This is a genomic window from Simplicispira psychrophila DSM 11588 (assembly GCF_000688255.1).
GTDB classification, from domain to species: domain Bacteria; phylum Pseudomonadota; class Gammaproteobacteria; order Burkholderiales; family Burkholderiaceae_C; genus Simplicispira; species Simplicispira psychrophila.
On sequence record NZ_JHYS01000009.1, the window covers coordinates 38,818 to 63,789 of the forward strand.

At 60.8% G+C, this 24,972-nt stretch carries 26 protein-coding genes and 1 tRNA gene; 18 read left to right on the forward strand and 9 right to left on the reverse strand.

Annotated elements, in window-relative coordinates; genetic code table 11:
• The first annotated feature begins 18 nt into the window (after positions 1-18).
• From pheT to Q390_RS0110670, 4 genes are all read left to right on the forward strand, one after another.
• Entirely contained in the window at positions 19-2,457 is a 2,439-nt protein-coding gene (pheT, locus tag Q390_RS0110655; RefSeq protein WP_027996048.1) for a phenylalanine--tRNA ligase subunit beta, read from the forward strand.
• 5 nt (positions 2,458-2,462) lie between these two features.
• Positions 2,463-2,813, forward strand: a complete 351-nt coding sequence (locus Q390_RS0110660; RefSeq protein ID WP_037472769.1) for an integration host factor subunit alpha — start codon at positions 2,463-2,465, stop codon at positions 2,811-2,813.
• A gap of 115 nt (positions 2,814-2,928) precedes the next feature.
• Complete coding sequence (locus tag Q390_RS0110665; RefSeq protein ID WP_037472750.1) at positions 2,929-3,378, forward strand: MerR family transcriptional regulator; 450 nt, start codon at positions 2,929-2,931, stop codon at positions 3,376-3,378.
• Between the two features lie 26 nt (positions 3,379-3,404).
• Positions 3,405-3,481, forward strand: a tRNA-Pro gene (locus Q390_RS0110670).
• A gap of 56 nt (positions 3,482-3,537) precedes the next feature.
• Here Q390_RS0110670 and Q390_RS18210 read toward each other — a convergent pair.
• From Q390_RS18210 to Q390_RS0110685, 3 genes are all read right to left on the reverse strand, one after another.
• Entirely contained in the window at positions 3,538-4,068 is a 531-nt protein-coding gene (locus Q390_RS18210; RefSeq protein ID WP_169737277.1) for a hypothetical protein, read from the reverse strand.
• A 326-nt stretch (positions 4,069-4,394) separates the two neighbouring features.
• Entirely contained in the window at positions 4,395-4,538 is a 144-nt protein-coding gene (locus tag Q390_RS19940; RefSeq protein WP_156949885.1) for a hypothetical protein, read from the reverse strand.
• The gene (locus Q390_RS0110685) at positions 4,535-4,768 is read right to left on the reverse strand and encodes a hypothetical protein (protein WP_156949886.1); all 234 of its coding nucleotides are present in this window, start codon (positions 4,766-4,768) and stop codon (positions 4,535-4,537) included. The genes Q390_RS19940 and Q390_RS0110685 overlap by 4 nt, the downstream gene beginning before the upstream one ends.
• 187 nt (positions 4,769-4,955) lie before the next feature.
• On the opposite strand from Q390_RS0110685, the gene Q390_RS0110690 reads away from it, so the two are divergent.
• From Q390_RS0110690 to Q390_RS0110720, 7 genes are all read left to right on the forward strand, one after another.
• Entirely contained in the window at positions 4,956-5,843 is an 888-nt protein-coding gene (locus tag Q390_RS0110690; RefSeq protein ID WP_027996052.1) for an EI24 domain-containing protein, read from the forward strand.
• Positions 5,840-6,661: a competence/damage-inducible protein A gene (locus Q390_RS0110695; protein ID WP_027996053.1), complete on the forward strand. Its 822-nt coding sequence runs from the start codon at positions 5,840-5,842 to the stop codon at positions 6,659-6,661. Before Q390_RS0110690 ends, Q390_RS0110695 begins: the two co-directional genes overlap by 4 nt.
• Positions 6,662-6,809: 148 nt before the next feature.
• On the forward strand, positions 6,810-8,225 hold the full coding sequence (glnA, locus tag Q390_RS0110700; RefSeq protein WP_027996054.1) for a type I glutamate--ammonia ligase: 1,416 nt from the start codon (positions 6,810-6,812) through the stop codon (positions 8,223-8,225).
• A gap of 214 nt (positions 8,226-8,439) precedes the next feature.
• A complete protein-coding gene (locus Q390_RS0110705) occupies positions 8,440-8,973 on the forward strand; it encodes a hypothetical protein (RefSeq protein ID WP_027996055.1) in 534 nt (177 codons plus the stop codon).
• Positions 8,973-10,061: a nitrogen regulation protein NR(II) gene (glnL, locus tag Q390_RS0110710; RefSeq protein ID WP_051603180.1), complete on the forward strand. Its 1,089-nt coding sequence runs from the start codon at positions 8,973-8,975 to the stop codon at positions 10,059-10,061. The genes Q390_RS0110705 and glnL overlap by 1 nt, the downstream gene beginning before the upstream one ends.
• A 69-nt stretch (positions 10,062-10,130) precedes the next feature.
• A complete protein-coding gene (gene ntrC, locus Q390_RS0110715) occupies positions 10,131-11,738 on the forward strand; it encodes a nitrogen regulation protein NR(I) (RefSeq protein WP_027996057.1) in 1,608 nt (535 codons plus the stop codon).
• A 204-nt stretch (positions 11,739-11,942) separates the two neighbouring features.
• Complete coding sequence (locus Q390_RS0110720; RefSeq protein WP_027996058.1) at positions 11,943-12,914, forward strand: ferritin-like domain-containing protein; 972 nt, start codon at positions 11,943-11,945, stop codon at positions 12,912-12,914.
• A 117-nt stretch (positions 12,915-13,031) separates the two neighbouring features.
• Here Q390_RS0110720 and Q390_RS0110725 read toward each other — a convergent pair whose 3' ends face one another.
• Positions 13,032-13,808: an exodeoxyribonuclease III gene (locus tag Q390_RS0110725; RefSeq protein WP_027996059.1), complete on the reverse strand. Its 777-nt coding sequence runs from the start codon at positions 13,806-13,808 to the stop codon at positions 13,032-13,034.
• A 187-nt stretch (positions 13,809-13,995) separates the two neighbouring features.
• Here Q390_RS0110725 and modA point away from each other — a divergent pair, with 187 nt between their 5' ends.
• The 7 genes from modA to Q390_RS0110765 all read left to right on the forward strand — a co-directional run bounded on the left by modA (position 13,996) and on the right by Q390_RS0110765 (position 20,381).
• Positions 13,996-14,754 (forward strand): molybdate ABC transporter substrate-binding protein, encoded by a 759-nt coding sequence (gene modA, locus Q390_RS0110730; protein WP_027996060.1) that lies wholly within the window; start codon positions 13,996-13,998, stop codon positions 14,752-14,754.
• 39 nt (positions 14,755-14,793) lie between these two features.
• The gene (gene modB, locus Q390_RS0110735) at positions 14,794-15,468 is read left to right on the forward strand and encodes a molybdate ABC transporter permease subunit (RefSeq protein WP_027996061.1); all 675 of its coding nucleotides are present in this window, start codon (positions 14,794-14,796) and stop codon (positions 15,466-15,468) included.
• Between the two features lie 21 nt (positions 15,469-15,489).
• Entirely contained in the window at positions 15,490-16,200 is a 711-nt protein-coding gene (locus Q390_RS18215) for an ABC transporter ATP-binding protein (protein ID WP_037472752.1), read from the forward strand.
• Between the two features lie 145 nt (positions 16,201-16,345).
• On the forward strand, positions 16,346-17,158 hold the full coding sequence (locus tag Q390_RS0110750) for a TOBE domain-containing protein (protein ID WP_027996062.1): 813 nt from the start codon (positions 16,346-16,348) through the stop codon (positions 17,156-17,158).
• A 365-nt stretch (positions 17,159-17,523) separates the two neighbouring features.
• Positions 17,524-18,531: a TRAP transporter substrate-binding protein gene (locus Q390_RS0110755; RefSeq protein ID WP_027996063.1), complete on the forward strand. Its 1,008-nt coding sequence runs from the start codon at positions 17,524-17,526 to the stop codon at positions 18,529-18,531.
• A 39-nt stretch (positions 18,532-18,570) separates the two neighbouring features.
• Positions 18,571-19,107, forward strand: a complete 537-nt coding sequence (locus tag Q390_RS18220; protein WP_037472753.1) for a TRAP transporter small permease — start codon at positions 18,571-18,573, stop codon at positions 19,105-19,107.
• Positions 19,104-20,381, forward strand: a complete 1,278-nt coding sequence (locus tag Q390_RS0110765; RefSeq protein ID WP_027996064.1) for a TRAP transporter large permease — start codon at positions 19,104-19,106, stop codon at positions 20,379-20,381. The genes Q390_RS18220 and Q390_RS0110765 overlap by 4 nt, the downstream gene beginning before the upstream one ends.
• 104 nt (positions 20,382-20,485) lie before the next feature.
• On the opposite strand, the gene Q390_RS0110770 is transcribed toward Q390_RS0110765, so the two are convergent.
• The 5 genes from Q390_RS0110770 to Q390_RS0110790 form a co-directional block, all read right to left on the reverse strand.
• Positions 20,486-20,974 (reverse strand): dihydrofolate reductase, encoded by a 489-nt coding sequence (locus tag Q390_RS0110770; protein WP_027996065.1) that lies wholly within the window; start codon positions 20,972-20,974, stop codon positions 20,486-20,488.
• A 70-nt stretch (positions 20,975-21,044) separates the two neighbouring features.
• The gene (locus Q390_RS0110775; protein ID WP_027996066.1) at positions 21,045-21,899 is read right to left on the reverse strand and encodes a thymidylate synthase; all 855 of its coding nucleotides are present in this window, start codon (positions 21,897-21,899) and stop codon (positions 21,045-21,047) included.
• 25 nt (positions 21,900-21,924) lie between these two features.
• Positions 21,925-23,037 carry a metallophosphoesterase gene (locus Q390_RS18225; RefSeq protein ID WP_051603181.1) on the reverse strand — a complete coding sequence of 371 codons (1,113 nt, stop codon included), beginning with the start codon at positions 23,035-23,037 and terminating at the stop codon, positions 21,925-21,927.
• 51 nt (positions 23,038-23,088) lie between these two features.
• A complete protein-coding gene (locus Q390_RS0110785; RefSeq protein ID WP_037472756.1) occupies positions 23,089-24,522 on the reverse strand; it encodes an FAD-binding oxidoreductase in 1,434 nt (477 codons plus the stop codon).
• Between the two features lie 14 nt (positions 24,523-24,536).
• The gene (locus Q390_RS0110790; protein WP_027996068.1) at positions 24,537-24,932 is read right to left on the reverse strand and encodes a DUF2069 domain-containing protein; all 396 of its coding nucleotides are present in this window, start codon (positions 24,930-24,932) and stop codon (positions 24,537-24,539) included.
• Positions 24,933-24,972 lie beyond the last annotated feature (40 nt).

Genomic DNA, 24,972 nt, shown 5'->3' on the forward strand with positions numbered 1-24,972 from the left:
ACGCCAAAGAAGTCTGATATGCAATTTCCTGAATCCTGGTTGCGCGAGTTCTGCAACCCACCCCTGAGCACCGCCGAACTGGCTGAGACGCTGACCATGGCCGGCTTGGAAGTGGAAGAGCTGGAGCCAGTCGCGCCGCCCTTCACTCGCATCGTTGTCGGCGAAATCAAAGACGCGCAGCAGCACCCCAATGCCGATCGCCTGCGCGTGTGCCAGGTTGATGCCGGGCAGGGCGAGCTGCTGACCATCGTCTGCGGCGCACCCAACGCCCGCGTTGGCATCAAGGTGCCGTGCGCGCTGGTCGGTGCCGAGCTGCCGCCGGGTGAAGACGGTAAGCCGTTCCTGATCAAAGTCGGCAAGCTGCGCGGGGTGGAGAGCCAAGGCATGTTGTGCTCGGCCCGCGAACTGAAAATTGCCGAAGATAGCGGCGGTTTGCTGGAGTTGGCCGCTGATGCGCCTATCGGTCAAGACATCCGCGTCTACCTGAATTTAGATGACACGCTGTTCACGCTGAAACTCACGCCCAATTTGGCGCACGCCTTGAGCGTTTACGGCGTGGCGCGTGAGCTGTCGGCATTGACCGGTGCGCCCTTGAAGGCGCTGGATTTTGCGCCGGTGGCACCAGCCCACAGCGACACGCTGCCCGTCACCATCAGCGCAGCGGATTTGTGCGGCCGCTTTTCCGGTCGCATCGTGCGCGGTGTCAATCCGCGTGCCGCCACGCCGCAGTGGATGGTCGATCGTTTGGCGCGTTGCGGTCAACGTAGCGTCGCACCGCTGGTCGATATTTCGAACTATGTGATGTTCGAGTTGGGCCGGCCATCGCATATTTTTGATCTCGACAAAATCCACGGCGGCCTCGATGTGCGCTGGGGCGTGGCCGGCGAGAAGCTCAAGCTGCTGAACGGCAACACCGTCACCGTCGATGGCCAGGTTGGCGTGATTGCCGATGAGTGCCAAATCGAGTCGCTGGCCGGCATCATGGGCGGCGACGCCACTGCCGTCACCGACGACACGAAAAACGTCTATATCGAAGCCGCTTTTTGGTGGCCCAAGGCGATTGCCGGGCGCTCGCGCCGTTACAACTTCTCGACTGACGCTGGTCACCGCTTTGAGCGCGGTGTCGATCCGCAGCACACCGTCGAACACATTGAGCGCATCACCGCCTTGGTGCAGGCCATTTGTGGTGGTGTCGCTGGCCCGATCAGCGATGTGCAGGCGGCCTTGCCCGCTGCCCGCCCGGTTACGCTGCGCGTTGCCCGCGCTTCGCGCGTGATTGGTATGCCCCTGACCCAAGCGCAGTGCGCCGATGCGCTGGGCCGCCTTGGTCTGCCGCTGGAGCAAGGCGATGGCACGTTGACGGTCACGCCGCCGTCCTACCGTTTCGACATCACGATTGAAGAAGATCTGATTGAAGAAGTGGCGCGCATGGTCGGCTATAACCAGCTGCCGACCACACCGCCGCTGGCGCCGATTACGCCCAAGTTGCGCGCTGAGAGCCAGCGCAGCAGCTTTGCCGTGCGCCGCCAGTTGGCCGGTTTGGGCTACCAAGAAACCATCAACTTCAGCTTTGTCGATGAGCGCTGGGAGCACGAGCTGGCCGGCAACCCGCAACCCATCAAGCTGCTGAACCCGATTGCCAGCCAAATGGGTGTGATGCGCTCGTCGTTGCTGGGTTCATTGCTACAGGTTTTGAAGTTCAACCTCGACCGCCGCGCTGACAGCGTGCGCGTATTTGAGCTGGGCCGGGCGTTCTTGCGTGACGCCTCGGTGCTGAACACCGATACCACCGTCGAAGGTTTTGATCAGCCGATGCGCGTGGCCGGCTTGGCCTGTGGTCCGGCCGACCAGTTGCAGTGGGGCCGCAAAGAGCAAAGCGTAGATTTCTTTGATATCAAGGGCGATGTCGAAGCCTTGCTGGCACCGCTGCAAGCGCAGTTTGAGCCTGCTACGCACCCTGCAATGCATCCCGGTCGCTGCGCGCGCGTGCTGCTCGATGGCCGTGCCATTGGCTTTATCGGCGAACTGCACCCGCAGTGGCGTCAGTCGTGGGAACTGCCGTTGGCGCCGGTGATGTTTGAGTTGGAACTCGATGCCGTGCTGCAACGTGCCGTGCCGCAGTTCAAAACCGTGCCCAAGCAGCAAAGCGTTGAGCGCGATTTGGCGGTGGTGGTCGCTGAAAGCGTGACCTACGCACAACTCGTGGCCGCTATCGCCTCTGTCGTACCGGTCACGCTGCTGCGTAAAACCGTGTTGTTTGACGTTTACCGTGCCAAACCGGTAAAAGCGGGCGATGCCGCCCCAACCACGGGCTTGACCATAGGTGAAAAGAGTCTGGCGGTGCGCTTGACATTGGGCCGCGACGACGCCACCCTGACCGACGCAGACATTGATGCCGCTCTGCAAGCGGTGATCACCCAGGTGGCAGCGCAAACCGGCGCCCGCTTGCGTGTGTGAAGCGTGTGAAGTCCAACGGAAGCGAAGACGTGATTGAATTTGCCGTAGAGAGCCTGGAAACCCCAGCCCTGACCAAAGCCCAATTGGCCGAACTGCTGTTTGACCATATTGGGTTGAACAAGCGCGAGTCGAAAGACATGATTGATGCGTTTTTTGACCTGATGGCCCAAAAACTCATCGAAGGGACCGACGTGAAGCTGTCGGGCTTTGGGAATTTCCAGATTCGTACCAAGGCGCCGCGTCCGGGGCGCAACCCGCGCACCGGCGAATCCATTCCCATCAAAGCGCGCCGGGTGGTGACCTTTCACGCCAGCAGCAAACTGAAAGAGCAAATACAAAACGCCTCGACTGCGTGATGTACGTCACTCTTCCTCGCATCGTCTGAGGCCGGTAAGTACAGGGAAAAGTACCGCTGTTATAAGCTTCGCTGTTCTCCATTTTTACATTCACCTCTGATGCGCTGCCATCGATATGTCGCTTCCCCTTATTCCTGCGAAACGCTATTTCACGATTGGTGAAGTGGCTCAGTTGTGTGGCGTCAAGCCCCATGTGCTGCGTTATTGGGAGCAGGAATTTACCCAGTTGCGGCCCATGAAGCGGCGCGGCAATCGACGCTATTACCAGCACCATGAGGTGCTGATGATTCGCCGTATTCGCGATCTGTTGTACGACGAGGGTTTCACCATCAGCGGTGCCCGCAACAAGCTGCGTGAAGCACCGACGTTGTGGCAGGTGCAAGAGGGCGGCTATGTGGGTGAGATGGCAGAGGGCCCATCGTTCGCAGCGCTGCACCTCAGCCCTGAGAGCGCTCAGGTGCAGGCCGAGCAGGCAGAAAGCCAGCTTCTGCACCTATCGAGCGATATGCACACACTACATAAAGAATTGTGTGAAATCCGGGCGCTGCTGGCTGGTGATAGCTGATTTCAGCTCTATAATACGAGGCTTGTCGGTGTGTGGCGCAGCCTGGTAGCGCACTTGCATGGGGTGCAAGGGGTCGAAGGTTCGAATCCTTTCACACCGACCATATGAATCAAGGACTTAGAGTAGAAATGCTCTAAGTCCTTTCTTCGTTGTGGATCTCTAAAACTCCATTGTCCCAACCGTTGTCCCAACTGCAGCGAAAGCTGTGGTTGAGTTCAGCCGTTGTCCCAACCGGGATAGGTAGGACAACGCCCCCCATTTTGCGAAACAAATTGACGCGTCCAATAATTTGTGCAGGAAGCCTAGTTTGCGGCCCATGTCGTAGTAGCTGATCTGCACCAGTTGGTTGTGCTCGGCTTTGAGCCGCTGGTAAGTTTTCCAGTGCATGCCTTTGGGTCTGCCGCCATTGCCGTTCAAGATGCCTGCCTCCCAGCCCAACTGCTTGCGCAGCTTGTTGGTCCGGCTGGCCGCGCGTTCGTCTGCACCTTCTTTTTGCGTAGCGTAGCCCAGTCCGCAGCACTGGCGGCAGGCAAAGTACCGGCCAGGCGCATAGAGCACTGCCACACGCTTGCTGCATTGGGGATAAGTAAACCAGCGTCGCTCCCCGCCCAGGTGGCAGGGCGAGGTTTGCGTTGGCACCCGCTGCTCGACCACTCCGCCTGTGCTTTTCATGCAGTAGGACAGCACCATGTTCTGCCAGTCCACCCGGATGCGGATGCTCGCCACCGCACGGTCGTTTACCAACTACTGCCAGCTAAAGCTATTTCCCTGCGCCCACAAGCCTTTACGGGTGATCTTGCGAATGTCCAGTGGCATGGAGTCGCTGGCCTCCGGTTTGCCGTCGTAGCTGCTGCGCCGCCCACTTCCGCGTCCACCTATTTTCCTCTCCAGTTTTTGCCGAAATCAATTGGCAAGTTGTACTGATGTTGTGATCTGTAAACCAACGAATCTTTCTGTGGACCGCATGGGTGCTGGGTTTTTGGTGTTTTTCGTAGTGTCGAAAACGACGCATACTTTTACGCTGTGCGGTTGTTTCTGAGGTCTTTCAGCTTGATCAACATGGCCAAAGTGCCCTCAAACTTGCGGTCTAGGTGGGTTTCGTAGCGGGACAGCTTTTCCAGCTTGTAGGCTTGAAGTCCTTCGCCAATGGTTTGGTTCACGATGGCATCGTGGTGGCGGGCTTCTTTTTCTTGTTGGTGGCACCGGTGGGCAGGTGTTCGTCCATCAGCGAATTGACCAGGCTTGCGTAGCCAGCATGGTTGTTCTCCTGGCTGAGCACGGTGTAGCGGCTCAGGATGCTGTGCTTGAGTGCATTGAAGCGGACGATTTCATAGGGTTGAGGGTGTGGGGCAGCCACTTCTTCAGCTGTTGCCGTGATGGTCGTGTTCATTGCCGCACGTGCCTTACCGGCCAGTGCGGTACAGGTGCATTCGCTGGCTTGCGGGCGGTAGCGTATGGCTACATTTTTTGTCAAAAAAGAGATAAAAATAGCCTTTAGCGCTTATGTATTAAGCGCTGATAGCTATTGTTTTTGATGTCTCGCATCGGGGGCACACAAAAGGTATGCTTACCCTCCTATGGCACTGTTGCTTGATTCTTTTTGGCGGGCGATCGCGTACTGCATGCGACCGCGTGTGGTGGTGTTGTCTGTCCTGCCGCTGCTGCTGATGGCGCTCATGGCGCTGGTTTTTGGCTATTTCTATTGGGAGATGGCCGTCACCCAAGTGCATGTGTGGCTGCTGGCGCCTGGCTGGTGGGGCACGCTGTGGAGCTGGTTGCCGGGCCTGGGGCTGGCTGACGCGACAGCCTGGGTGGCGCCGCTTCTGGTAGTGGTGGCAATCACGCCACTGGTGGTGCTGGTCGCGCTGCTGCTGGTGGCCGTTTTGATGACGCCGGCGCTGGTGGCGCTGGTAGCCGAGCGCCGCTTTGCCACCCTGGAACGCAAAAAAGGAGGCTCTTTTGCGGCCAGCGTTCTTTGGACGTTGGGCTCAACCCTGTTGGCCGTATTGGCGCTGCTGCTGTCCATGCCGCTGTGGCTGGTGCCGCCGTTGGTGCTATTGTTGCCGCCGCTTATTTGGGGTTGGCTGACCTACCGTGTCATGGCCTTTGATGCCCTGGCCGAGCACGCTAGCCCCAGTGAACGTAAAACGCTGCTGCAGCGCCACCGCATGGGGCTGCTGCTGATAGGGGTCTGTAGCGGCTACCTGGGCGCCGCACCGGCACTGGTGTGGGCCTCGGGGGTGGTATTTGTCGCAGGGTTTTTTATCCTCATTCCGCTGGCTATCTGGATCTACACCTTCGTCTTTGCTTTTTCGTCGCTGTGGTTTGCCCACTTTTGCCTGGCCGCGCTGGAGCGCCTGCGCGCCGAAGAAGCTGCAGCCGACCATCCAGCTGCGATGACGTCCTCTGACACGCTGGTTTTGCCGGCGTCTTCTTCCTCTCTTCTTGCCGTAACCACACCATGACCTTCCGCTTTGGCCTTATCGTCGTTGGCGATGAAATCCTGTCCGGTAAACGCAGCGACAAACACCTGCCCAAAGTGATTGAGTTGCTGGCTGCGCGCGGTCTGGCGCTGGCCTATGCCGACTATGTCGGCGATGTGCCTGAGCGCATCACCCACACCTTGGAGCGGGCCTTTGCCTCGGGCGATACGGTGTTTTGTACTGGCGGCATTGGCGCCACGCCCGACGACCAGACGCGCCAGAGCGCCGCGCGCGCGCTGGGCGTGCCGCTGCAGGCGCACCCGCAGGCGCAGGCGCTGATCCGCGAGCGTATGCAAGAGATGGCACAAGAGCGCGGTGAGGCCTGTGACCCCGATACCCCGGACAATCTGCAGCGCCTGAACATGGGCGTGTTTCCGGCCGGCGCACGCATCATTCCCAATAGCTATAACAAGATCGCCGGCTTCAGTTGCAGCGGCAGTGGCGGTGGCGCGGTGCATTTCGTGCCTGGCTTTCCGGTGATGGCCTGGCCGATGATCGAGTGGGTACTAGAGCAACAGTGCGCGCACCTGTTTCACCAAGCGCCGCAAACCGAGCATTCGGTGCTGGTGTTCGGTGCCATGGAAGCCAGCCTGACGCCGCTGATGGAGCGCATCGAACGTGACCACGTTCCGGTGCGTGTCTTCAGCCTGCCCAGCGTGGACCATCCAGTGCATGGCCGCCACATCGAACTGGGCGTGAAAGGCCCATCTGCTGCCGTTCCGGCCGCCTGGGCCGCCTTGCGTGCTGGTCTGCACCAATCTGGTGCGCAGTGTGGCCCTGAATTGGTGCGTAATGTGTGAGGTCGGATTGCACTATTTTGGTGCAAGAAGGCTATTGCAGGTCGCCATCGCCGCCAGCCGAAGCCCCAGCGGCCAAAATATGCTTGGCATGTAATCTGCTAATTACCCGATATCTGTATTTTCAACCCGTGTTTTTCAGGAGAGATTGATGGCCCAGACCGTTGCAGACGTGATGAAGATGGTGCAAGACAACGAAATCAAATTCGTTGACTTCCGCTTCACCGACACCCTTGGCAAGCAGCACCACACCACGGTGCCGGTGTCGCATTTCGACGAAGAAAAATTTTCGTCCGGCCACGCCTTTGATGGCTCGTCGATTGCCGGTTGGAAGGGCATTGAGGCGTCGGACATGCAGCTGATTCCCGACCCCAATACGGCCAACATTGATCCGTTCTTTGAAGAGCCGACGCTGATCTTGAGCTGCGACGTGATCGAACCCAGCGACGGCAAGGCCTACGACCGCGATCCGCGCTCCATCGCCCGACGTGCTGAGGCTTACCTCAAGGCTTCCGGCCTGGGCGATACGGCCTTCTTTGGGCCTGAGCCAGAATTTTTCATCTTTGACGGCGTGCGCTGGAGCAACGAGCCTGGCAAGGTGATGTACGAGATCGAAGAATACGAAGCCCCCTGGAATTCGGGCCGCGAGCTGGAAGGCGGCAACCGAGGCCACCGCCCCACCGTCAAAGGCGGCTACTTTCCGTTGCCTCCGGTAGACAGCACGCACAACCTGCGCGCCGAGATGTCGCTGATTCTGGAGTCGCTGGGCATTCCGGTGGAAGTGTTCCACCACGAAGTCGCTGGCGCTGGCCAGAATGAAATCGGCACGCGTTTCAGCACCCTAGTGCAGCGCGCCGACTGGACGATGCTGCAAAAGTACGTCATCCACAACGTCGCCAACGCCTATGGCAAAACCGCCACCTTCATGCCCAAGCCCTACGCCGGCGACAACGGCTCGGGTATGCACGTGCACCAGTCGGTCTGGAAAGATGGCAAGAACCTGTTTGCCGGCGACGGCTATGCCGGTCTGTCGGACTACGCGCTGTATTACATCGGCGGCATCATTAAGCACGCCCGCGCGCTCAACGCCATCACCAACCCCGGCACCAACAGCTACAAACGCTTGGTGCCGCACTTTGAAGCGCCAGTGAAGCTGGCCTATTCGGCCAAGAATCGCTCGGCCTCGATCCGTATCCCGTACGTGTCCAACCCCAAGGGCCGCCGCGTCGAAGCGCGCTTCCCCGATCCACTGATGAACCCGTACCTGGGTTTTGCTGCGCTCTTGATGGCCGGCCTAGACGGGGTAGAAAACAAGATCCACCCCGGCGAAGCTGCCACCAAGGATCTGTACCACTTGCCGCCCGAAGAAGACAAGTTGGTGCCGACCGTCTGCCACAGCCTGGATCAGGCGCTGGACGCACTGGATGCCGACCGCGCTTTCCTGACCAAGGGCGGCGTGTTCTCGGACAGTATGCTCGATGCCTACATTGAGCTGAAGATGGGCGAAGTCACGCGCTTTCGTACGGCGGTGCATCCGGTGGAATACGAAATGTACTACTCGCTGTAAGGCGCACCCGGTGACGGCCGTTAGGGGCCGAACCAGATAAAAAAGGCGGTGGCACACCGCCTTTTTTGTTGTCTGCACGCCAGGAACCTGTCGAGTGCCAACGTCCTCTTATGCACTATCGGCGCCTTCGCCGTCCCCTGCAAGCCAGGGGCGCGGCCGAGGTTTGGGGGATACTCTGCCCCTGCCTGCTGCTGGCCCTGTGCGAGGAAATTTCATGAAAAAAACGCTCTTTACCCTGGTGTCCACCCTGTTGCTGGGGGCTTGGTGCGCTCCGGCGGCCTGGGCGCAAGACCGCATCTATCGTTGCGGCAACGAATACACCAACAACGTCAGCCAAGCCAAGGAGCGCGGCTGCAAACTGGTCGAAGGTGGCAACGTCACAGTGTTGCAAAGTTCGCGTCCTGCCGCTACTGCGTCCTCTTCGTCTTCCTCCTCCTCTGCCGGCCAGGGCAGCAGTGCGTCATCCGCCAGCTCACCAGCCAATGCACCACGGGTCGATAGCAACGCCCAGCGCGCACGTGACTCGGACGCACGCGCCATTTTCGAGGCCGAACTGCGCAAAGCAGAAAGCCGCTTGGCTGAACTGAACAAGGAATACAACAACGGTGCTCCCGAGCGCAATGCGCTGGATCTGCGCAATCCCCAGCACTACAGCGAGCGCACCGCCGAGATCAAGGCCAACATGGGCCGCACCGCCAGCGACATTGAGAGCATCCGGCGTGAACTCGGCCGCGTCGGTTCCCGTTAATGCCTTACCTTCCCGTGAACACTGCAGCCGCCGGTCCGGGCCGCTTCCAAGCGCTGGATTTTCTCTCCTTGCTGGTGGCGGTAGTGCACAGCGACGGCACGCTGCAGTTTGCCAATGCGGCGCTGGAAAATACCTTGGGTTTATCGCGGCGCACGCTGCAGGGCATGGACTTTGCTCCGTTTTTTTCTGACCCACAGTTGCTACAGACGGCGCTGCAAGCGACGCGCCAGCACGATTTTGCGGCGCTGCGGTTTGAGGCTAGCCTGCGACGCCCGCACCAAGAGCCGATGCTGGTACATGTCAGCGTTGCCGCCACCGAGCTGGCGCAAGAAGTGCTGGTAGAGCTGTGGCCGCTGGAGCAGCAGGCCCGCCAGGAGCGCGAAGAACGCCTGCGCGAACAAGCCCAGGCGCACAAAGAGCTGATCCGCAATCTGGCGCATGAAATCAAGAATCCACTCGGTGGCCTGCGTGGTGCCGCACAACTGCTGGAGCTGGAGCTGACCAACCCGGCATTGACTGAATACACCCAGGTGATCGTTCACGAGGCCGATCGCCTGCAAAGTCTGGTCGATCGGCTGCTGGAGCCGCACCGCCATCCGCACCAAGTCGGTGATGTGAACATCCACGAAGTGTGCGAGCGCGCACGCACCCTGGTTTTATTGGAGTACCCGCAGGGCTTGAGGGTGGTGCAGGACTACGACATCTCGATCCCCGAGTTTCGCGGCGACCGCGCCCAACTGTTGCAGGCAGTGCTCAATATCGTGCAAAACGCCGCCCAGGCACTGGTGGCAAAGATGGCTCGCGGCGAGCCCGCGTGCATCACGCTGCGCACGCGGGTGGCGCGCCAGATCACTATCGGACGCGAGCGCCACAAGTTGGCACTGCAATTGCATGTGATAGACAACGGTCCGGGCGTACCCGAGGCTTTGCGCGAGCGCATTTTTTATCCGCTGGTATCCGGGCGCGATGGCGGTTCGGGGCTGGGGTTGGCGCTGGCGCAAACCTTTGTGCAGCGCCATGACGGCATCCTCGAATGCGACAGCGTGCCCGGCTGCACCGATTTTCGGCTGCTGATTCCGCTGCCTTGAGACGATCCCGGGCCGCTGGCGCGCCGATGAATGGCGCTTTCACACCCTGCATACCTGCGAGAACTCTGTATGAAGCCGATCTGGCTGGTAGATGACGATCCTTCGATTCGCTTTGTGCTGGAGAAGGCACTGGCGCGCGAGCAGCTGCCAACGCGCAGTTTCAGCCACCCGCAGGAGGTGCTGGCGGCGCTGGCCAGTCTCGGCGCGGGTAGCGCAGAGGGCACGCAGAGCGCCGCGTCCGGGCCGCAGGTGCTGGTAAGCGATATTCGCATGCCTGGCAGTTCGGGGCTGGAGTTACTGGAGCAGGTCCATGCTCTGCAGCCGGGCCTGCCGGTGATCATCATGACGGCCTACTCAGACCTGGACAGCGCCGTTTCGGCCTTTCAGCGCGGCGCCTTTGAATACCTGCCCAAGCCGTTTGACGTGCACAAGGCCGTGGCCCTGATCCGCCGTGCCATGCAAGAGAGCGAGCGGGAGGACGTAGCGCAGGACAGTCCCGCCGCCAGCGCAGAAATGCTTGGCCAGGCGCCCGCCATGCAGGACGTATTCCGTGCCATCGGGCGCCTGAGTGCCAGCCAAGTGACGGTGCTCATCACCGGTGAATCAGGCACTGGCAAAGAGCTGGTAGCGCGTGCGCTGCACCGACACTCGCCGGTGGCCGGCGGACCTTTTGTCGCCATCAATACCGCAGCTATTCCCAAAGACCTGCTTGAGTCCGAGCTGTTTGGCCACGAGCGCGGCGCCTTCACTGGAGCCCAGACCCAGCGGCGCGGCCGCTTTGAGCAAGCTGAGGGCGGCACCTTGTTTCTCGATGAAATCGGCGACATGCCGCTGGACCTGCAGACGCGCTTGCTGCGCGTACTGTCGGATGGGCACTTCTACCGTGTCGGCGGCCACAGCAGCGTGCCATCGCATGTGCGCGTGGTGGCCGCGACGCACCAGAATCTGGAGCAGCGGGTGCATGAGGGCACGTTCCGTGAAGACCTGTTTCACCGCCTCAACGTGATCCGCTTGCGCCTGCCGGCACTGCGCGATCGCTGCGAAGACGTGCCCATGCTGACACGCCATTTTTTGCAGCACAGCGCGCGCCAGTTGGGCGTTGAGCCCAAGCGCATGTCCGATGCTGCCCTGGCCCGGCTGGCGCAGTTTGGCTTTCCGGGCAATGTGCGCCAGTTGGAAAATATCTGTCACTGGCTCACGGTGATGGCACCGGCGCTGGTGGTGTCACTGCAAGACCTGCCGCCCGAGGTGCTGGCCGCCACGGACGCAGCGCCCCCAGTGTCCCCGGCCTGCCTGCCAGACAACCAGACCGTCGCGATAGAAGCCGCAGGCCGCATCCTGCCGGGCAGTGCACCGACGCAGCCCGGGTTGCCCACGGTGGTTGGGAATGCCGCTGGTGTGGCCGATCTGTGGGAGGGCGCTGCGGTACCGCCGGCAGGCAGTTGGGAAGCGGCGCTGGCGGAGCAGGTGCAGACGCTGCTGGCGGCCGGACAGCCGCAGGTTTGGGAACTGCTCACGCACCGCTTTGAAGCACAGCTGATCACCAGCGCCCTGCGCGCCACGCAGGGCCGGCGCATGGAGGCCGCACAGCGCCTGGGTCTGGGGCGCAACACCATCACGCGCAAGATCCAGGAGCTGGGCCTGGGTGACAAAGATAATGATAAAAAAGGCCTATAAGCGTTTATGGGTAAGCGCTTTAAGCTATTAAAAATATAGTGATTTGGCCGTTGCCAGTGCCTGCGGTACGGCTGCCGGCGGAGCGTGGCCAGAGCTGCGTGGTGTGTGCGTTGTTGTCCTACGTGGTCATGCGGGAGGGGCGCACCCGGGCCAAAAGGACCGGGCCAGACAATGAAACATAGTTCAACTCTTGGAGCCTTTTTCATGTCTGACCTGAATAATTCCAATCTGGATCCTCTGACCGGCGCCCCAGGCGCACACCCTGTCGGCACTGGTTTAGGGGCTGCGGGGGGCGCTGGTGCCGGTGCTGTCGCGGGCGCCCTGGGTGGCCCGGTGGGCATGGTGGTCGGTGGCGTGGTCGGCGCAGTAGCCGGTGGCTTGGCCGGCAAGGCGACGGCAGAAGTAGTCAACCCCACCGCAGAAGACGCCTACTGGCGCGAAGCACACACGCGCGAAACCTATTACGAGCCAGGCCGTAGCTACGACCAGGATTACCGTCCCGCCTACGCACTGGGTTGGTCGCCGGTGGGGAGCACCAGCGATAACTCTTTTGATGCGGTCGAGCCACAATTGCGCGAGCGCTGGGACCACGAGCGTGGTGTGTCGTCGCTGGACTGGGACCAAGCGCGTGCACCGGTGCGTGCCTCCTGGGAGCGCGCTTATGGCACCACCGCAGATGACTATGCAGCTGGCACCACCACGCTGCCGCTGGCCGGCGAAGCGCTGGGCAACGAAGATGTGGTCGATGTGCTGAACAATTTGCTGGAGTCGTGCCGCGATGGCGAGCAGGGCTTTCGCGCTTCTGCCGAACATGCCGCCACCGGCGATCTGCAGAGTCTGCTAAGCCGGCGTGCCACCGATTGCGCTGTGTCAGCGGCCGAACTGGAGCATGTGGTACGCAGCTACGGCGCTGAGCCGGCCGAAGGCGGCACAGTGGCCGGCGCCCTGCACCGCGGCTGGGTGGCCATCAAGGCGGCCTTGAGTAGCAATGATGACCAGGCGGTGCTGGAAGAGTGCGAGCGCGGCGAAGATGCCATGGTGGCACGCTACCGCCACGCCCTGGAAAAACCCCTGCCTGCCAGCGTGCGGGTGCTGGTGCAGCGCCAAGCGCAGGAAGCGCAGCGCCACCACGACGAGGTCAAAACTTTGCGTAACCAGTACCGCGGCGGTGTGTAAAGGAGGAGGCGCCTATTTTCAATCAAATAGACCCCTGGCCCTTTACCATAAAGCGCTATAAGCTATAAAAATAGTAGTACGTACCGACATCTAGCACGCGGTACGTGAACCCCGCCCTCAGCCCAGCGTCACCACTACCGGAGTGTGGTCGCTGGGCTGAGGGTTTTTGCGTGGTGCCCGATCAATGTGGCAGGCCGTGACGCTGCTGCGCAGCGCGTCGCTGACCAGAATGTGGTCAATGCGCAAGCCCCGGTTTTTCTGAAAACCCAACATGCGGTAATCCCACCAAGAGTAACTTTTTTCCGGCTGCTCGAACAGGCGATAAGCATCGCTCAGCCCCAGTGCCAGCAGTGCCTGAAAATGCTGGCGCTCTTCTACGGTGTGGTGGATGGTGCCGCGCAGGCCATCCGGATCGAAGGAGTCGCGGTCTTCTGGTGTCACGTTGAAGTCGCCTACCAGCACTAGGCGCGGGTGCGCTGCCAACTCTGCCTGCACCTGCGTGTGCAGTGCTTCCAGCCAGCGCAGCTTGTAGGCAAACTTGTCCGTGCCGGGGGCCTGGCCGTTGACAAAGTAGCCATTGATGACCCGCAGCGCGCCCTGCGGCGTGTCCACGGTAGCCGCAATCACACGCGCCTGTTCATCTTCCAAACCAGGGAGGTTGCGTACCACGTCGCGCAGGGGATGGCGGCTGAGCAGGGCCACGCCGTTGTAGGTTTTTTGACCCAAGAAGGCCGCTTCATAGCCTGCGGTGCGCAGGGCGGCCACGGGAAATTTGTCGTCGGTCAGCTTCAGCTCCTGCAGGCCCAGCACATCAACCGGGTGGGCGGCCAGCCAGTTCAGCACCTGGGGCAGGCGCACGGTGAGGGAGTTGATGTTCCAGGTGGCGATTTGCATGGGCATTTGAACTCAGGACAACAGGAAAGGAAAAGCGCCAGCGCGCAGCAGGAGGTGATGGTAGCCGCGCCAGCGGCGCTGCGGCCAGCGTCTTGCAGCGTGCACCAGGAAACTGACTTTCGTCCTCTGTAAGCGTTATAACCAACCGTATACTTCGGTCCACTTATTGTTGCGAAAGTTCACTCTTATGTCCTACCGTCCTGTAAAAAATGCATGTGCCGTTCTTGTTTTTTCGGCTGTGGTGGGTGGTGCAGGGGCGGGGGAATTGACGGTGTCTGCCGCTGCCAGTTTGACCAATGCGTTTAAAGACATTGCCCAAAGCTACCAGGCGCAGTACCCCGGCACCAAGGTGCTGCTCAACTTTGGCGCTTCGGGCGCTTTGCTGCAGCAGATGGCCAAGGGTGCGCCGGTGGATGTGTTTGCCTCGGCCGACCAAGAAACCATGGACAAGGCGCAAAAAGCAGGCTTGGTGCACGTGGCTGACCGCAAGGACTTTGTGCGCAACAAACTGGTGCTGATCGTGCCGACCGACGCCAAGCTGGTGCCCGCCCGCCTGAACGAGCTGACCCAAACCGGTTTCGCACGCGTGGCGATTGCCCACCCAGCCAGCGTACCGGTCGGCCGTTATGCGCAAACCGCACTCGAAGCCGCCAAGCTATGGCCGCAGATGCAAGCCAAAGCCATCAGCACACAGAATGTGCGCCAGTCGCTGGACTACGTGGCGCGCGGCGAGGTCGATGCCGGCTTTGTTTATGCCACCGACGCCGCCATCATGAAGGACAAGGTCAAGGTGGCGTTTGAGGTGCCGCTAGCAACCGCCATCCTCTACCCCATCGCCAAGACAGCGACTGCCAGCAATGCAGCCGATGCTACGTCGTTCATCAACTACTTGGCCACGCCGGCAGCGCAGGACATCCTGGGCAAATACGGCTTTGCCAAGCCCTGATTAGCCAAGGCACGCAGCAGCTTCAAGGCGGTGTAAAGCATGGACGTAGCCTGGTCAGCGCTGAGTTTGTCACTGCAAGTGGCCGGCTGGGCGACGGCGCTGAATCTGGTGCTGGGCATTGGCGTGGGCTACCTGCTGGCGCGCACACGCTTTGTCGGGCGCGACCTGATCGACACCTTGCTGACGCTGCCGATGGTGATGCCGCCCACGGTGCTGGGCTACTACCTGCTGGTGCTGCTGGGGCGCAAGGGCTGGATTGGCCAATGGCTGCAAAGCAGCTTTGGCATTAACCTGATTTTTACCCTCAAAGGTGCGGTGATTGCCGCCACCATCGTGGCGTTTCCACTGGTGTTCAAGCCGGCGCGCGCGGCGTTTGAGGCGATTGACAGCCAAGTCGAAGAAGCTGGGCGCGTGCTGGGGATTTCTGAGATCGGCATCTTCTTGCGTATCACCCTGCCGCTGGCGTGGCGCGGTATTTTGGCGGGCGTGCTGCTGGCTTTTGCCCGCGCGCTGGGCGAGTTTGGCGCGACGCTGATGGTCGCCGGCAGCATTCCGGGCAAGACGCAAACGCTGTCGATTGCCGTCTATGAAGCGGTGCAGGCGGGGCAGGATGAGATTGCCAATACGCTGGTGCTGATCACCTCGCTGGTGTGCATCGTCGTCTTGCTCGGGGCAGGGCGTTTGGCTCCGGGGCGCATTGCCCACCGCTCCTGAACAGAACAGGCTCTGACAACCATGCAGCTCGACATCGACATCCGCAAAACCCTGCGCTCCGGCCAGCGGGTGTTTCAGCTCAATGCGCGCTTCAGCGCCGAAGGCCAGCGCGTGGTGGTGGTCGGGCCGTCGGGCGCGGGCAAAAGCCAGTTGCTTAAGGCGATTGCGGGCTTGATGCGGCCCGACAGCGGCCATGTGCGCCTCGATGGCCAGACCTTGTTGGATACGCAACAAGGCGTCAACCTGCCGCCACAGGCGCGCAACGTCGCCTATTTGTTCCAAGACTACGCGCTGTTTCCACACCTGAGCGTGCGCCAGAACATCGCCTTTGGGCTGGCACGCGGCTGGTTCAATCCGCGCCATCACCACGCCAGCGAGGCGGTCGATTACTGGATGGATGCTTTCCATCTGGGCGAAGTGGCGCACCAAGCGCCGCACGAGCTCTCAGGCGGCCAGCGCCAGCGCACCGCTTTGGCACGCGCGCTGGTAGCCCAACCGCGTGCGCTGCTGCTGGACGAGCCTTTCGCCGCGCTCGACCCCGGCCTGCGCGTGGAGCTGCGCGCCGAACTCGATGCGCTGCAGCGGCGTTTACAGGTGCCGATGGTGCTGATCACCCACGACCCACAAGACGTGGCGGTGTTTGGTGAACAGGTGCTGCAGATGCATGCGGGAAGCATCGAGTCACCAGAGGGCACACCAGATTTTTATATTAGAGATGAAATAAGCTTTTAACCCATATGCAGAAAGCGCTGATAGCTATGTTTTTTAATTGTTATGACCCACATTTTGGCGAGAAGAACAACGCGGTGAAATGGCAAAACCTTCTGGTACGCTGACCTGCACTGCCTTTCCCTGAGCGATATTTTTCCAAAAAAACATGCCCACTCACGACAAACGTATTGAACTCGGCGGCACCGTCTGGATGACGGTGGGCGGCGAGAACCTGGGCGGCCCCGGCCGCGTCGAGCTGTTGGCACAGGTCGCCGAGCGCGGCTCCATTACCCATGCCGCCAAGGCCATGAAGATGAGCTACAAGGCCGCGTGGGACGCGATCGACACCATGAACAACTTGGCCGGCGAGCCACTGGTGGAGCGGGTGACTGGTGGCAAGGGCGGCGGCGGTACCGTGCTGACACGCCGGGGTGCACAGTTGGTCGAAAATTTCCGGCTGATTGAGCGCGAGCACCGCCGCTTTGTCGCGCAGTTGAGTACCGAAGCCGAAGGCATCGCCGATGATTTTTTACTGTTACGAAGGATGAGCATGAAGACCAGCGCACGCAACCACTTTGCCGGGCAAGTTAGCCGCGTTCAGCGCGGATCGGTGAACGACGAGATTGAAATCGAGGCCGCTGGCGGCCACAAAGTCGTAGCCATCGTCACGCACGAAAGTGCCGAAGGTTTGGGTCTGGAAGTCGGCGCGCAAGCGTTTGCACTGGTCAAGGCTTCGTCCATTGTCATCGTCACCGATGCCGAAGGCGCCAAGTTTTCGGCCCGCAACCGGTTGACGGGCAAGGTGTCGCGTTTGGTACGGGGCGCTGTGAATACCGAGGTGGTGATCGATCTGCTTGGTGGCGGTTCGGTGGCGGCCATCATTACCAATGAGAGCAGCAACTCGCTGGCGCTGACCGAAGGTGCTGCGGCCACGGCGATTTTCAAGGCCTCCAGCGTCATCGTCGGCGCACCGGCTTAAAAACGTATGCGCTAGGCTGGACCGCCAGCGCCGTCTGAGAGACGGCTATCGCGCCGCACCCACTGGGTGCGGTGCTTTTTTGTCTCGATGGGTGCAGCGTGAATGCGCTCATGCGGTTGCTACAGCGCGCGCTGGCACGCGCTACCTGCTGAAAATTGCACACCACAAAGGGTTTTTCCAATGGCTTGTGGCACAGCTAAACTCCATCATCCCAAACATACTGATAGCGCCATTGCAGCTGTTCGTGCGGTTGCATGTCTTCAGTGCTGTGCTGTTGACCTTACCCGGGTCGGCATTTATCCAGGATGCAGCGGTCAACCCTGGCCGCCAGCAGTCATTTCAAGTCAAAAAAAGGAGACTTTCTCATGAAATCAATCAACCCCTCCCGTCGCCAGATCCTGGCCACCGGTGCCACCGTCGCCGGCGCACTGGCCTTTCCTATGGTGGCCTCGGCCCAGGCACCGATCGTCATCAAATTCAGCCACGTCGTCGCTGAAAAAACACCCAAAGGCCAGGGTGCGCTGCGCTTCAAGGAATTGGTCGAGAAGAAATTCCCCGGCCGTGTACAAGTGCAGGTCTTCCCCAGTTCGCAGCTGTTTGGCGATGCCAAGGAACTGGAAGCGCTGCTGCTGGGGGATGTGCACATCATTGCGCCGTCGCTGTCCAAGTTTGACCGCTACAACAAGAAAATCCAGCTGTTTGACCTGCCCTTCCTGTTTGACGACATGGCTGCCGTGGACCGCTTCCAGTCCAGCGCCGCAGGCAAGTCGCTGTTCGAGATTGGCCGCGGTTTCCGTGGCCTGGCCTACTGGCACAACGGCATGAAGCAGATGTCCAGCAACCGCGACAAGCTCACACGTCCGGAAGACGTCAAGGGCCTGAAATTCCGCATCCAGGCGTCTGATGTCCTCGAAGCGCAGTTCCGTGCCCTGGGCGCCAGCCCGCAAAAGATGGCTTTTTCTGAGGTCTACCAAGCGCTGCAAACCGGTGTGGTGGACGGCCAGGAAAACACCTGGTCCAACACCTACTCGCAAAAATACTACGAGGTACAAAAGACCATTGGTGAAACCAACCATGGTGTGTTGGATTACATGGTTGTCACCAATGCCAAGTGGTGGGATGGCTTGCCGGCCGATATCCGCACCGGCCTGAGCGAAGCCATGGCCGAAGCCACGGTCTACGCCAACAAGCTGGCGGGAGACTTCAGCAAGGAAGATCGCCAAAAGATTGTTGATGCCGGCAAGGCCAAAATTCAGACCCTCACCAAGGACGACGTGGCCGCATGGCGCAAGGCGCTGGATCCGGTGCTGCAAAAATTTGAAGGCCCTATCGGGCGAGATCTGATCCAGGCAGCCCAGAAGTCCAACCTCTAATCACACAGGAAGGGTCTGCTAGCAGACCCTTTATTCATCATGCGCTGGTTAAATTATTTTGAGGAGTGGATGATCACCTTCCTGATGGCCGCAATGACCTTGCTGACCTTCATGCAGGTGCTCTCCCGCTATGTTTTCAATTACAGCTTTGGCTGGGTGCTGGAGGCTACAGGCGTCATGTTTGCCTGGCTGATCTTCATCGGTATGGCGTATGGCGTGCGGGTCGGCGCCCATATTGGTGTGGATGCGATGATCCGGATGCTGGGTCGCAAGTCAGCCCGGGTGGTGGCCAGCATGGCCACGCTGCTGTGCTTGGCGTATGCCCTGATCGTGGCGTATGGCAGCTTTCAGTACGTCGAAAAAATGTACACCATCGGCATTGAAATGCAGGACATCCCGATCCAGTCGTGGATCCCTCGGATCATCCTGCCCGTGGGCTTTTTGCTGCTGGCGTTGCGCTTCATGCAAGTGCTGTGGCGCCTAGCCACCGGCCAAGACGCCCGCCTGCTGGGGGACGAAGCCGAAGATGCACTGAAACTCAAAGAGGACGTATTGCCCGAAGGAGCATCCAAATGACCATCGCTGCTCTTTTCATTCTGCTGTTCGTCTTCATGGTGATAGGGATGCCAGTGGCGATTGCGCTGGGTCTGTCTTCCATCCTGACGATCCTGTTCTTTGCCCAGGACTCGCTGGCTTCGCTGACGCTCAAGCTCTACGACACCTCCGAGCACTACACGCTGCTGGCGATTCCGTTCTTCATTCTGGGCGGCTCGTTCATGACCACCGGCGGCGTGGCGCGGCGCATGATCCGCTTTGCCAATGCCTGCATTGGCCATTTGCGCGGCGGTTTGGCGATGGCCTCGGTGCTGGCGTGCATGTTGTTTGCGGCAGTGTCGGGTTCGTCGCCAGCCACCGTGGTGGCCGTCGGCGCCATCGTGATTGCCGGCATGGTACGCGCCGGTTATCCGCAGGCGTTTGCCGCCGGCGTGATCTGCAATGCCGGCACGCTGGGCATCCTGATTCCGCCGTCCATCGTCATGGTGGTGTATGGCGCGGCCACCGAAACCTCGGTGGGCAAGCTGTTCATGGCCGGTGTCATTCCCGGCATCATGCTCGGCCTGATGCTGATGGTCGCCATTTACGTGCGCGCCCGGATGCTGGACTTGCCACGCAATCCGCGTGCGTCCATGGGCGAAGTGCTGGAATCGGCGCGTGATTCGCTGTGGGGCTTGCTGCTGATCGTCATCATTCTGGGCGGTATCTACGGCGGTATCTTCACGCCGACCGAAGCGGCTGCCGTGGCTGCCGTGTACGCCTTTTTTATTGCCGTGTTCGTTTACCGCGACATTGGCATGAAGCAGGTGCCGCACGTCATGCTGGAGGCCGGCAAGGTCACCGTAATGCTGATGTTCATCGTCGCCAACGCGCTGTTGTTTGCCCACGTGCTGACCACTGAGCGCATTCCGCAGCAAATTGCTGAAGTCATCGTCGGCTGGGGCATGCCAGCGTGGCAGTTCCTGGTGGTGGTGAATATCTTGCTGCTGATTGCCGGCATGTTCATGGAGCCTACCGGCATCATCTTGATCATGGCGCCGATCCTGTTCCCGATCGCTACGCAACTGGGTATCGACCCGGTACACCTGGGCATCATCATGGTGGTGAACCTGGAGATTGGCATGGTGACGCCGCCGATTGGGCTGAATCTGTTTGTGACCTCGGGCATCACCGGCATGTCGATCATGGGCGTGGCGCGCGCGGCCTTGCCTTGGACATTAGTGCTACTGGTGTTCCTGATCATCATCACCTACGTGCCAGCCATCACGCTGTTCTTGCCGAACATGTTGTTCTAAGAACGTGAACACATTCTGAGCGTCGCAACCGCTCTTGAACCCCGCCTCGATGGTGTCCCCATCCGGCGGGGTTTTTTTATAGAGGTGTGTGGGGTGGTGCCCGCTCAGCGCTGGCGCAGGTAGCGCACGAAGCTGAATGGCAGGCCGCTGGCACTCACAAGGTCTTCGCGTGCGGCTGGCAGCCATTCCGGGCCAAGCACGGGGGCGAAAGCGTCGCCGTCAAAGTCCTGCGCAATCTCGGTCACTTCGACGCGCGCGGCCAGCGGCAGCGCCTGGGCGTAGATTTGTGCGCCACCCATCACCCACACCGTTGTGTCGTGCTCACACATTTCTAGCGCCTGGCGCAGGCTGGCTGCGCGCTGCACGCCGTTTTGATGCCAATCTGGCTGGCGCGTGATGACGATGTTGCGCCGACCCGGCAGCGGCCGAAAGCGCACCGGCAGCGAGTCCCAAGTTTTGCGCCCCATGACGACCGGACAGCCGCTGGTGAGTTGCTTGAAGTGCGCCAGGTCTTCCGGCAGGTGCCACGGCATGGCGCCGTCTTTGCCAATGGTGCCGTTGGCGGCGCGGGCGTAGATAAGAGCGATTTCCACAAGATTTATAGAAAAAAATGCTTCTAGCCCAATAGATACGTGCGCTAGCAGCTATGAAATAAAGAGCGTTTTATACCGCCACCGGCGCTTTGATGGCCGGGTGGTGTTGGTAGCCGAGCACCTCAAAGTCCTCGTACTGGTAGTCGAAGAGGCTGTCGGGCCGGCGCTTGATATGGAGCGTGGGATACGCATAGGGCGCGCGCGCCAGCTGCGTTTCGACCTGCTCAAAGTGGTTGTTGTAGAGGTGGCAGTCGCCGCCGGTCCAGATGAAGTCGCCGACCTCCAGGTCGCACTGCTGCGCCACCATGTGCGTCAGTAGCGCGTAGGACGCAATGTTGAACGGCACGCCCAAAAAGATGTCGGCGCTGCGCTGGTACAGCTGGCAGCTCAACTTGCCTTTGCCGCCCGGCGCAGTCGGCGGTGCGACGTAGAACTGAAAGAAGGCGTGGCACGGCATCAACGCCATCTTGTCTAGGTCGGCGACGTTCCAGCTGCTGACGATAATGCGGCGCGAGTCGGGGTTGGTTTTCAGCGTCTCCATCACCTGGCTGATCTGGTCGATGTGGCCGCCGTCCGGCGTTGGCCAGCTGCGCCACTGCACGCCATACACTGGCCCCAAATCGCCATCGGCGCGCGCCCATTCGTTCCAGATGGTCACGCCGCGCTCGGTCAGCCAGTGGTTGCTGCTGGAACCGGTGAGGAACCACAGCAGTTCTTGGATGATGCTGCGCAGATGCACCTTTTTGGTAGTGACCAGCGGAAAACCTTCGCGCAGATCAAAGCGCATCTGGTAGCCAAACACGCTTTTGGTGCCGGTGCCGGTGCGGTCGCCCTTGTCCACGCCGTGCGTGAACACATGGCGCATCAGGTCTTCGTATTGGGTGGGGACGGGACGGGCAGGGGGGGCGGAGACGGAGGTGGTCATGGGTGTTGCAGGAAAACAGGGCGCTTCATGCGCTGGTGTGGGCTGCTGCGTGGGCCATGCCGGTGTCGCTGTCGGGCATGTCAAATGCGCTGGTAGCTACGGCGCTGCCATCGTCAAACACCAGCGTGCGCTCGGGCCAGCGCAGTGCCGCCAGTTTGTAGCGCGTGCCGACCGGTTGGCCGGCCTTGCGTGCAGCCCAGCGGGCACCGACCGAATAGTCGATGCAAAACACGTTGTTGCGCTGGCCGTGCCAGGCAAATGGTGGTGTGTGGCCAAACAGGCCGGCTTCTTCGGCAGTGGTGGTGTGCGGATCGGGTACAAACGGGCGGCGCCAGTAGTGGCCAAACACCACTGGAATGGTGTCGCGGTAGCTGTTCCACCAGGCCATGCGCTCGACAAAGCGCCATTTGCCGCCAGCAAAAAATGGCTGGCTGCCCAAGCGTTCGACACCCGAGGTCAGTACCTTGAGCGGGTTCAGCATGGCCTTGAGCAGTTCGTTTTCCCCATGTGCCGGTAAAAAAGGCGGGATATGGGTGGGGTCTTCCAAGCTGTGCGGCCAGCCTTGGCGCTCGCTGGCCATGCGCTGCGCCAGCGTGCCGGCACGTGCTTGCTGGCGCACCATGGTTTCCCAGTGGTCGTATTCGTCCCGGGTGCTGCCCAGTGGCAGGGACCGTGCAGCAGCGATAGGGGCGTCCAGCCAGGCGGCGTGGACGATGCGCAAATCAGTGCGTTCCAGCGCCACGGGCAACGGACGCAGAAATTCGACAATCGCTGCCCGTTCGGCGGCGCTAGGACGGGCAAAGGGCGCGTATTTGGGCTGGTCGCTGGCAATGCGCTCATCAAAGTACCAGCCGGCACCGTCTTTGGCATCGCCGCGCAGCAGGTTGATTTCGTGGTTGCCCAGCACCGCCACGGCGCGGCCGGCGCGCACCAGTTGGGCGATGCGCGCCAGCACGGCCGGGCTGTTGGGGCCGCGATCGCAAAAGTCGCCAACAAACACCAGCGTGCGTCCCTGCGCGTGCTCGCCCTGCAGACCGTAACCCAGGTGGGCCAGCAGTTGCTCCAGTGCCTCGTATTCGCCATGGATGTCGCCGACGATATCGAGCGGGCCGGGGGGAAGGGCTTGTATCAGGCTCATATTGTGTATGTTTTAGGCGTCTAGACCTTATGGATCATGCGCTTATAGCTATCAATCTTGATTTTCAAGGATGCGCCCCGGATTCATCAGCTGCTGTGGGTCGATGGCGTTTTTGATGGCACGCATCAGCGACAAAGCCACCGGCGATTGGTACTGTTCCAGCGTTGCCACCTTGAGCGCGCCGACGCCATGCTCGGCCGAGAACGAGCCGCCAAAATCGGCCACCGCGCGGTAAACCACAGCGTTGACGTGTTCCTCTTGATCGCGCAAAAAGGCTTTGGCGTCGCCGCCCTCGGGCGCTTGCACGTTGAAGTGCAGATTGCCATCACCCAAATGGCCAAAATTGACCAAACGCACGCCGGGCACTTCGCTCTCCAGCAACGCCTGCGCGTACACCACAAAGGCCGGAATGCGCGAAATCGGCACCGAAATATCGTGTTTGATATTCAGCCCCTCTTCGGCCTGCGCCAGCGGAATGCTTTCGCGGATATGCCACAGGTTGTGGGCTTGGGTCAGGTTCTCGGCGACGACGGCATCGGTCACGCAACCGGCTTCAAAGGCGGTTTCTAGCAGCGCTTCAAAGCGGGCGCGGGCGTGGTCTTCGGATTCGCTGTCGGAGTTTTCCAGCAGCACGCCATACGGCACGTCGGCTTGGTCGATGAACGGCACGCGCAGTTGTGGCATGTGTTTGTTGACCAGTTGCAGCGCAAATTGGCCCATCACCTCAAACCCGGTCAGCCCCGCGCCCAAGTGCTGGTGCGCCAGCCCGAGCAGCGCCACCGCTTGCTCCATCGACGGCACCGCCGCCCACGCGGTCAGGCGCGCGGCGGGTTGCGGAAACAGCTTCAGCGTGGCGGCGGTGATGATGCCCAGCGTGCCTTCGCTGCCAATCAGCAGGTTGCGCAGGTCGTAGCCGGTGTTGTCTTTGCGCAGACCGCGCAGGCCGTCCCAAATCTCGCCTTGGGGCGTGACCACTTCCAGCCCCAAGCACAGCTCGCGCGCGTTGCCGTAGCGCACCACTTGCGTACCGCCGGCGTTGCTGGCCAAGTTGCCGCCAATGGTGCAACTGCCCTCGGCGGCCAGCGACAGCGGAAACAGCAGCCCGGCTTTGTCAGCGGTGGTTTGGACGTTTTGCAGAATGCAGCCGGCCTCGACCGTCAGCGTCAGGTTGTCTTTGTCGATGGCGCGCACAGCGTTCATGCGGCCTAAATTAAGCACCACTTCGCGGCCAGAGCCGTCGGGGGTCGAGCCGACCGACAAGCTGGTGTTGCCGCCTTGCGGCACGATAGGCGCATTGGCTTTTGCGCAGGCTTTGACGACGGCTGCCACTTCTGCGGTGGTCGCTGGGCGCACCACGGCGAGTGCTTTGCCGATGCGGCGGCGGCGCCAGTCTTGCTCGTAGGCGCTCAGGTCGCCCTCGGTGAGTACGTGGGCAGCGCCGACGATGCGGCGCAGTTGTTCAATCAGTTCAATCGAATGTGGCATGGGATGTGGCTTTATCAGGCGGGCAATTTTTGGCTGCGCAGACGCTGGCGAATGTGCACCGTGCAGGCGGTAAACAGCACTACGCACAGCACCGCTTCCAGCAGCGCCAGCCAGTTGCTGGGGGCGCGGTCGCTCCAGGCGCGCACTACGCCTTCAGTGAAGTACAGCCAAATCATCAAACTGACCCATCGGTAGGTGTACATGCGGTTTTTCAGGAAGCCGGCCAGCGGAATGCACAGCGGTAGCGCTTTGAGCGCCAGCCACGAGCCGCCGGGGCGCAGCGGCGCCAAAAATAGCTCCCAGGCCAGACACAGCGCAATCAGCGCCAGCAAAGTGGCGACAGCGACGCGGCGCGCGCCGATGACCAGGGGCGCCGCAGTCGGCAGGGGGGCAATTTGTTCAGGATGCATAGCGCTGGGATCATAGCGGCGCACCAGTGATGGGGCTGCC

What these genes read in the sequence shown, in the direction of transcription:
- Q390_RS18215 (WP_037472752.1), top strand. Translation starts at nt 15,490, where the DNA reads ATGCAGCTCGACATCGACATCCGCAAAACCCTGCGCTCCGGCCAGCGG.
- glnA (WP_027996054.1), top strand. Translation starts at nt 6,810, where the DNA reads ATGGCCCAGACCGTTGCAGACGTGATGAAGATGGTGCAAGACAACGAA.
- Q390_RS0110665 (WP_037472750.1), top strand. Translation starts at nt 2,929, where the DNA reads ATGTCGCTTCCCCTTATTCCTGCGAAACGCTATTTCACGATTGGTGAA.
- Q390_RS0110750 (WP_027996062.1), top strand. Translation starts at nt 16,346, where the DNA reads ATGCCCACTCACGACAAACGTATTGAACTCGGCGGCACCGTCTGGATG.
- Q390_RS18220 (WP_037472753.1), top strand. Translation starts at nt 18,571, where the DNA reads ATGCGCTGGTTAAATTATTTTGAGGAGTGGATGATCACCTTCCTGATG.
- pheT (WP_027996048.1), top strand. Translation starts at nt 19, where the DNA reads ATGCAATTTCCTGAATCCTGGTTGCGCGAGTTCTGCAACCCACCCCTG.
- modA (WP_027996060.1), top strand. Translation starts at nt 13,996, where the DNA reads ATGTCCTACCGTCCTGTAAAAAATGCATGTGCCGTTCTTGTTTTTTCG.
- Q390_RS0110785 (WP_037472756.1), bottom strand. Translation starts at nt 24,522, where the DNA reads ATGCCACATTCGATTGAACTGATTGAACAACTGCGCCGCATCGTCGGC.
- Q390_RS0110755 (WP_027996063.1), top strand. Translation starts at nt 17,524, where the DNA reads ATGAAATCAATCAACCCCTCCCGTCGCCAGATCCTGGCCACCGGTGCC.
- modB (WP_027996061.1), top strand. Translation starts at nt 14,794, where the DNA reads ATGGACGTAGCCTGGTCAGCGCTGAGTTTGTCACTGCAAGTGGCCGGC.
- Q390_RS0110720 (WP_027996058.1), top strand. Translation starts at nt 11,943, where the DNA reads ATGTCTGACCTGAATAATTCCAATCTGGATCCTCTGACCGGCGCCCCA.
- Q390_RS18225 (WP_051603181.1), bottom strand. Translation starts at nt 23,037, where the DNA reads ATGAGCCTGATACAAGCCCTTCCCCCCGGCCCGCTCGATATCGTCGGC.
- glnL (WP_051603180.1), top strand. Translation starts at nt 8,973, where the DNA reads ATGCCTTACCTTCCCGTGAACACTGCAGCCGCCGGTCCGGGCCGCTTC.
- Q390_RS0110790 (WP_027996068.1), bottom strand. Translation starts at nt 24,932, where the DNA reads ATGCATCCTGAACAAATTGCCCCCCTGCCGACTGCGGCGCCCCTGGTC.
- Q390_RS0110690 (WP_027996052.1), top strand. Translation starts at nt 4,956, where the DNA reads ATGGCACTGTTGCTTGATTCTTTTTGGCGGGCGATCGCGTACTGCATG.
- Q390_RS0110695 (WP_027996053.1), top strand. Translation starts at nt 5,840, where the DNA reads ATGACCTTCCGCTTTGGCCTTATCGTCGTTGGCGATGAAATCCTGTCC.
- Q390_RS0110705 (WP_027996055.1), top strand. Translation starts at nt 8,440, where the DNA reads ATGAAAAAAACGCTCTTTACCCTGGTGTCCACCCTGTTGCTGGGGGCT.
- ntrC (WP_027996057.1), top strand. Translation starts at nt 10,131, where the DNA reads ATGAAGCCGATCTGGCTGGTAGATGACGATCCTTCGATTCGCTTTGTG.
- Q390_RS0110725 (WP_027996059.1), bottom strand. Translation starts at nt 13,808, where the DNA reads ATGCAAATCGCCACCTGGAACATCAACTCCCTCACCGTGCGCCTGCCC.
- Q390_RS18210 (WP_169737277.1), bottom strand. Translation starts at nt 4,068, where the DNA reads ATGGTGCTGTCCTACTGCATGAAAAGCACAGGCGGAGTGGTCGAGCAG.
- Q390_RS0110775 (WP_027996066.1), bottom strand. Translation starts at nt 21,899, where the DNA reads ATGACCACCTCCGTCTCCGCCCCCCCTGCCCGTCCCGTCCCCACCCAA.
- Q390_RS0110685 (WP_156949886.1), bottom strand. Translation starts at nt 4,768, where the DNA reads ATGAACACGACCATCACGGCAACAGCTGAAGAAGTGGCTGCCCCACAC.
- Q390_RS0110765 (WP_027996064.1), top strand. Translation starts at nt 19,104, where the DNA reads ATGACCATCGCTGCTCTTTTCATTCTGCTGTTCGTCTTCATGGTGATA.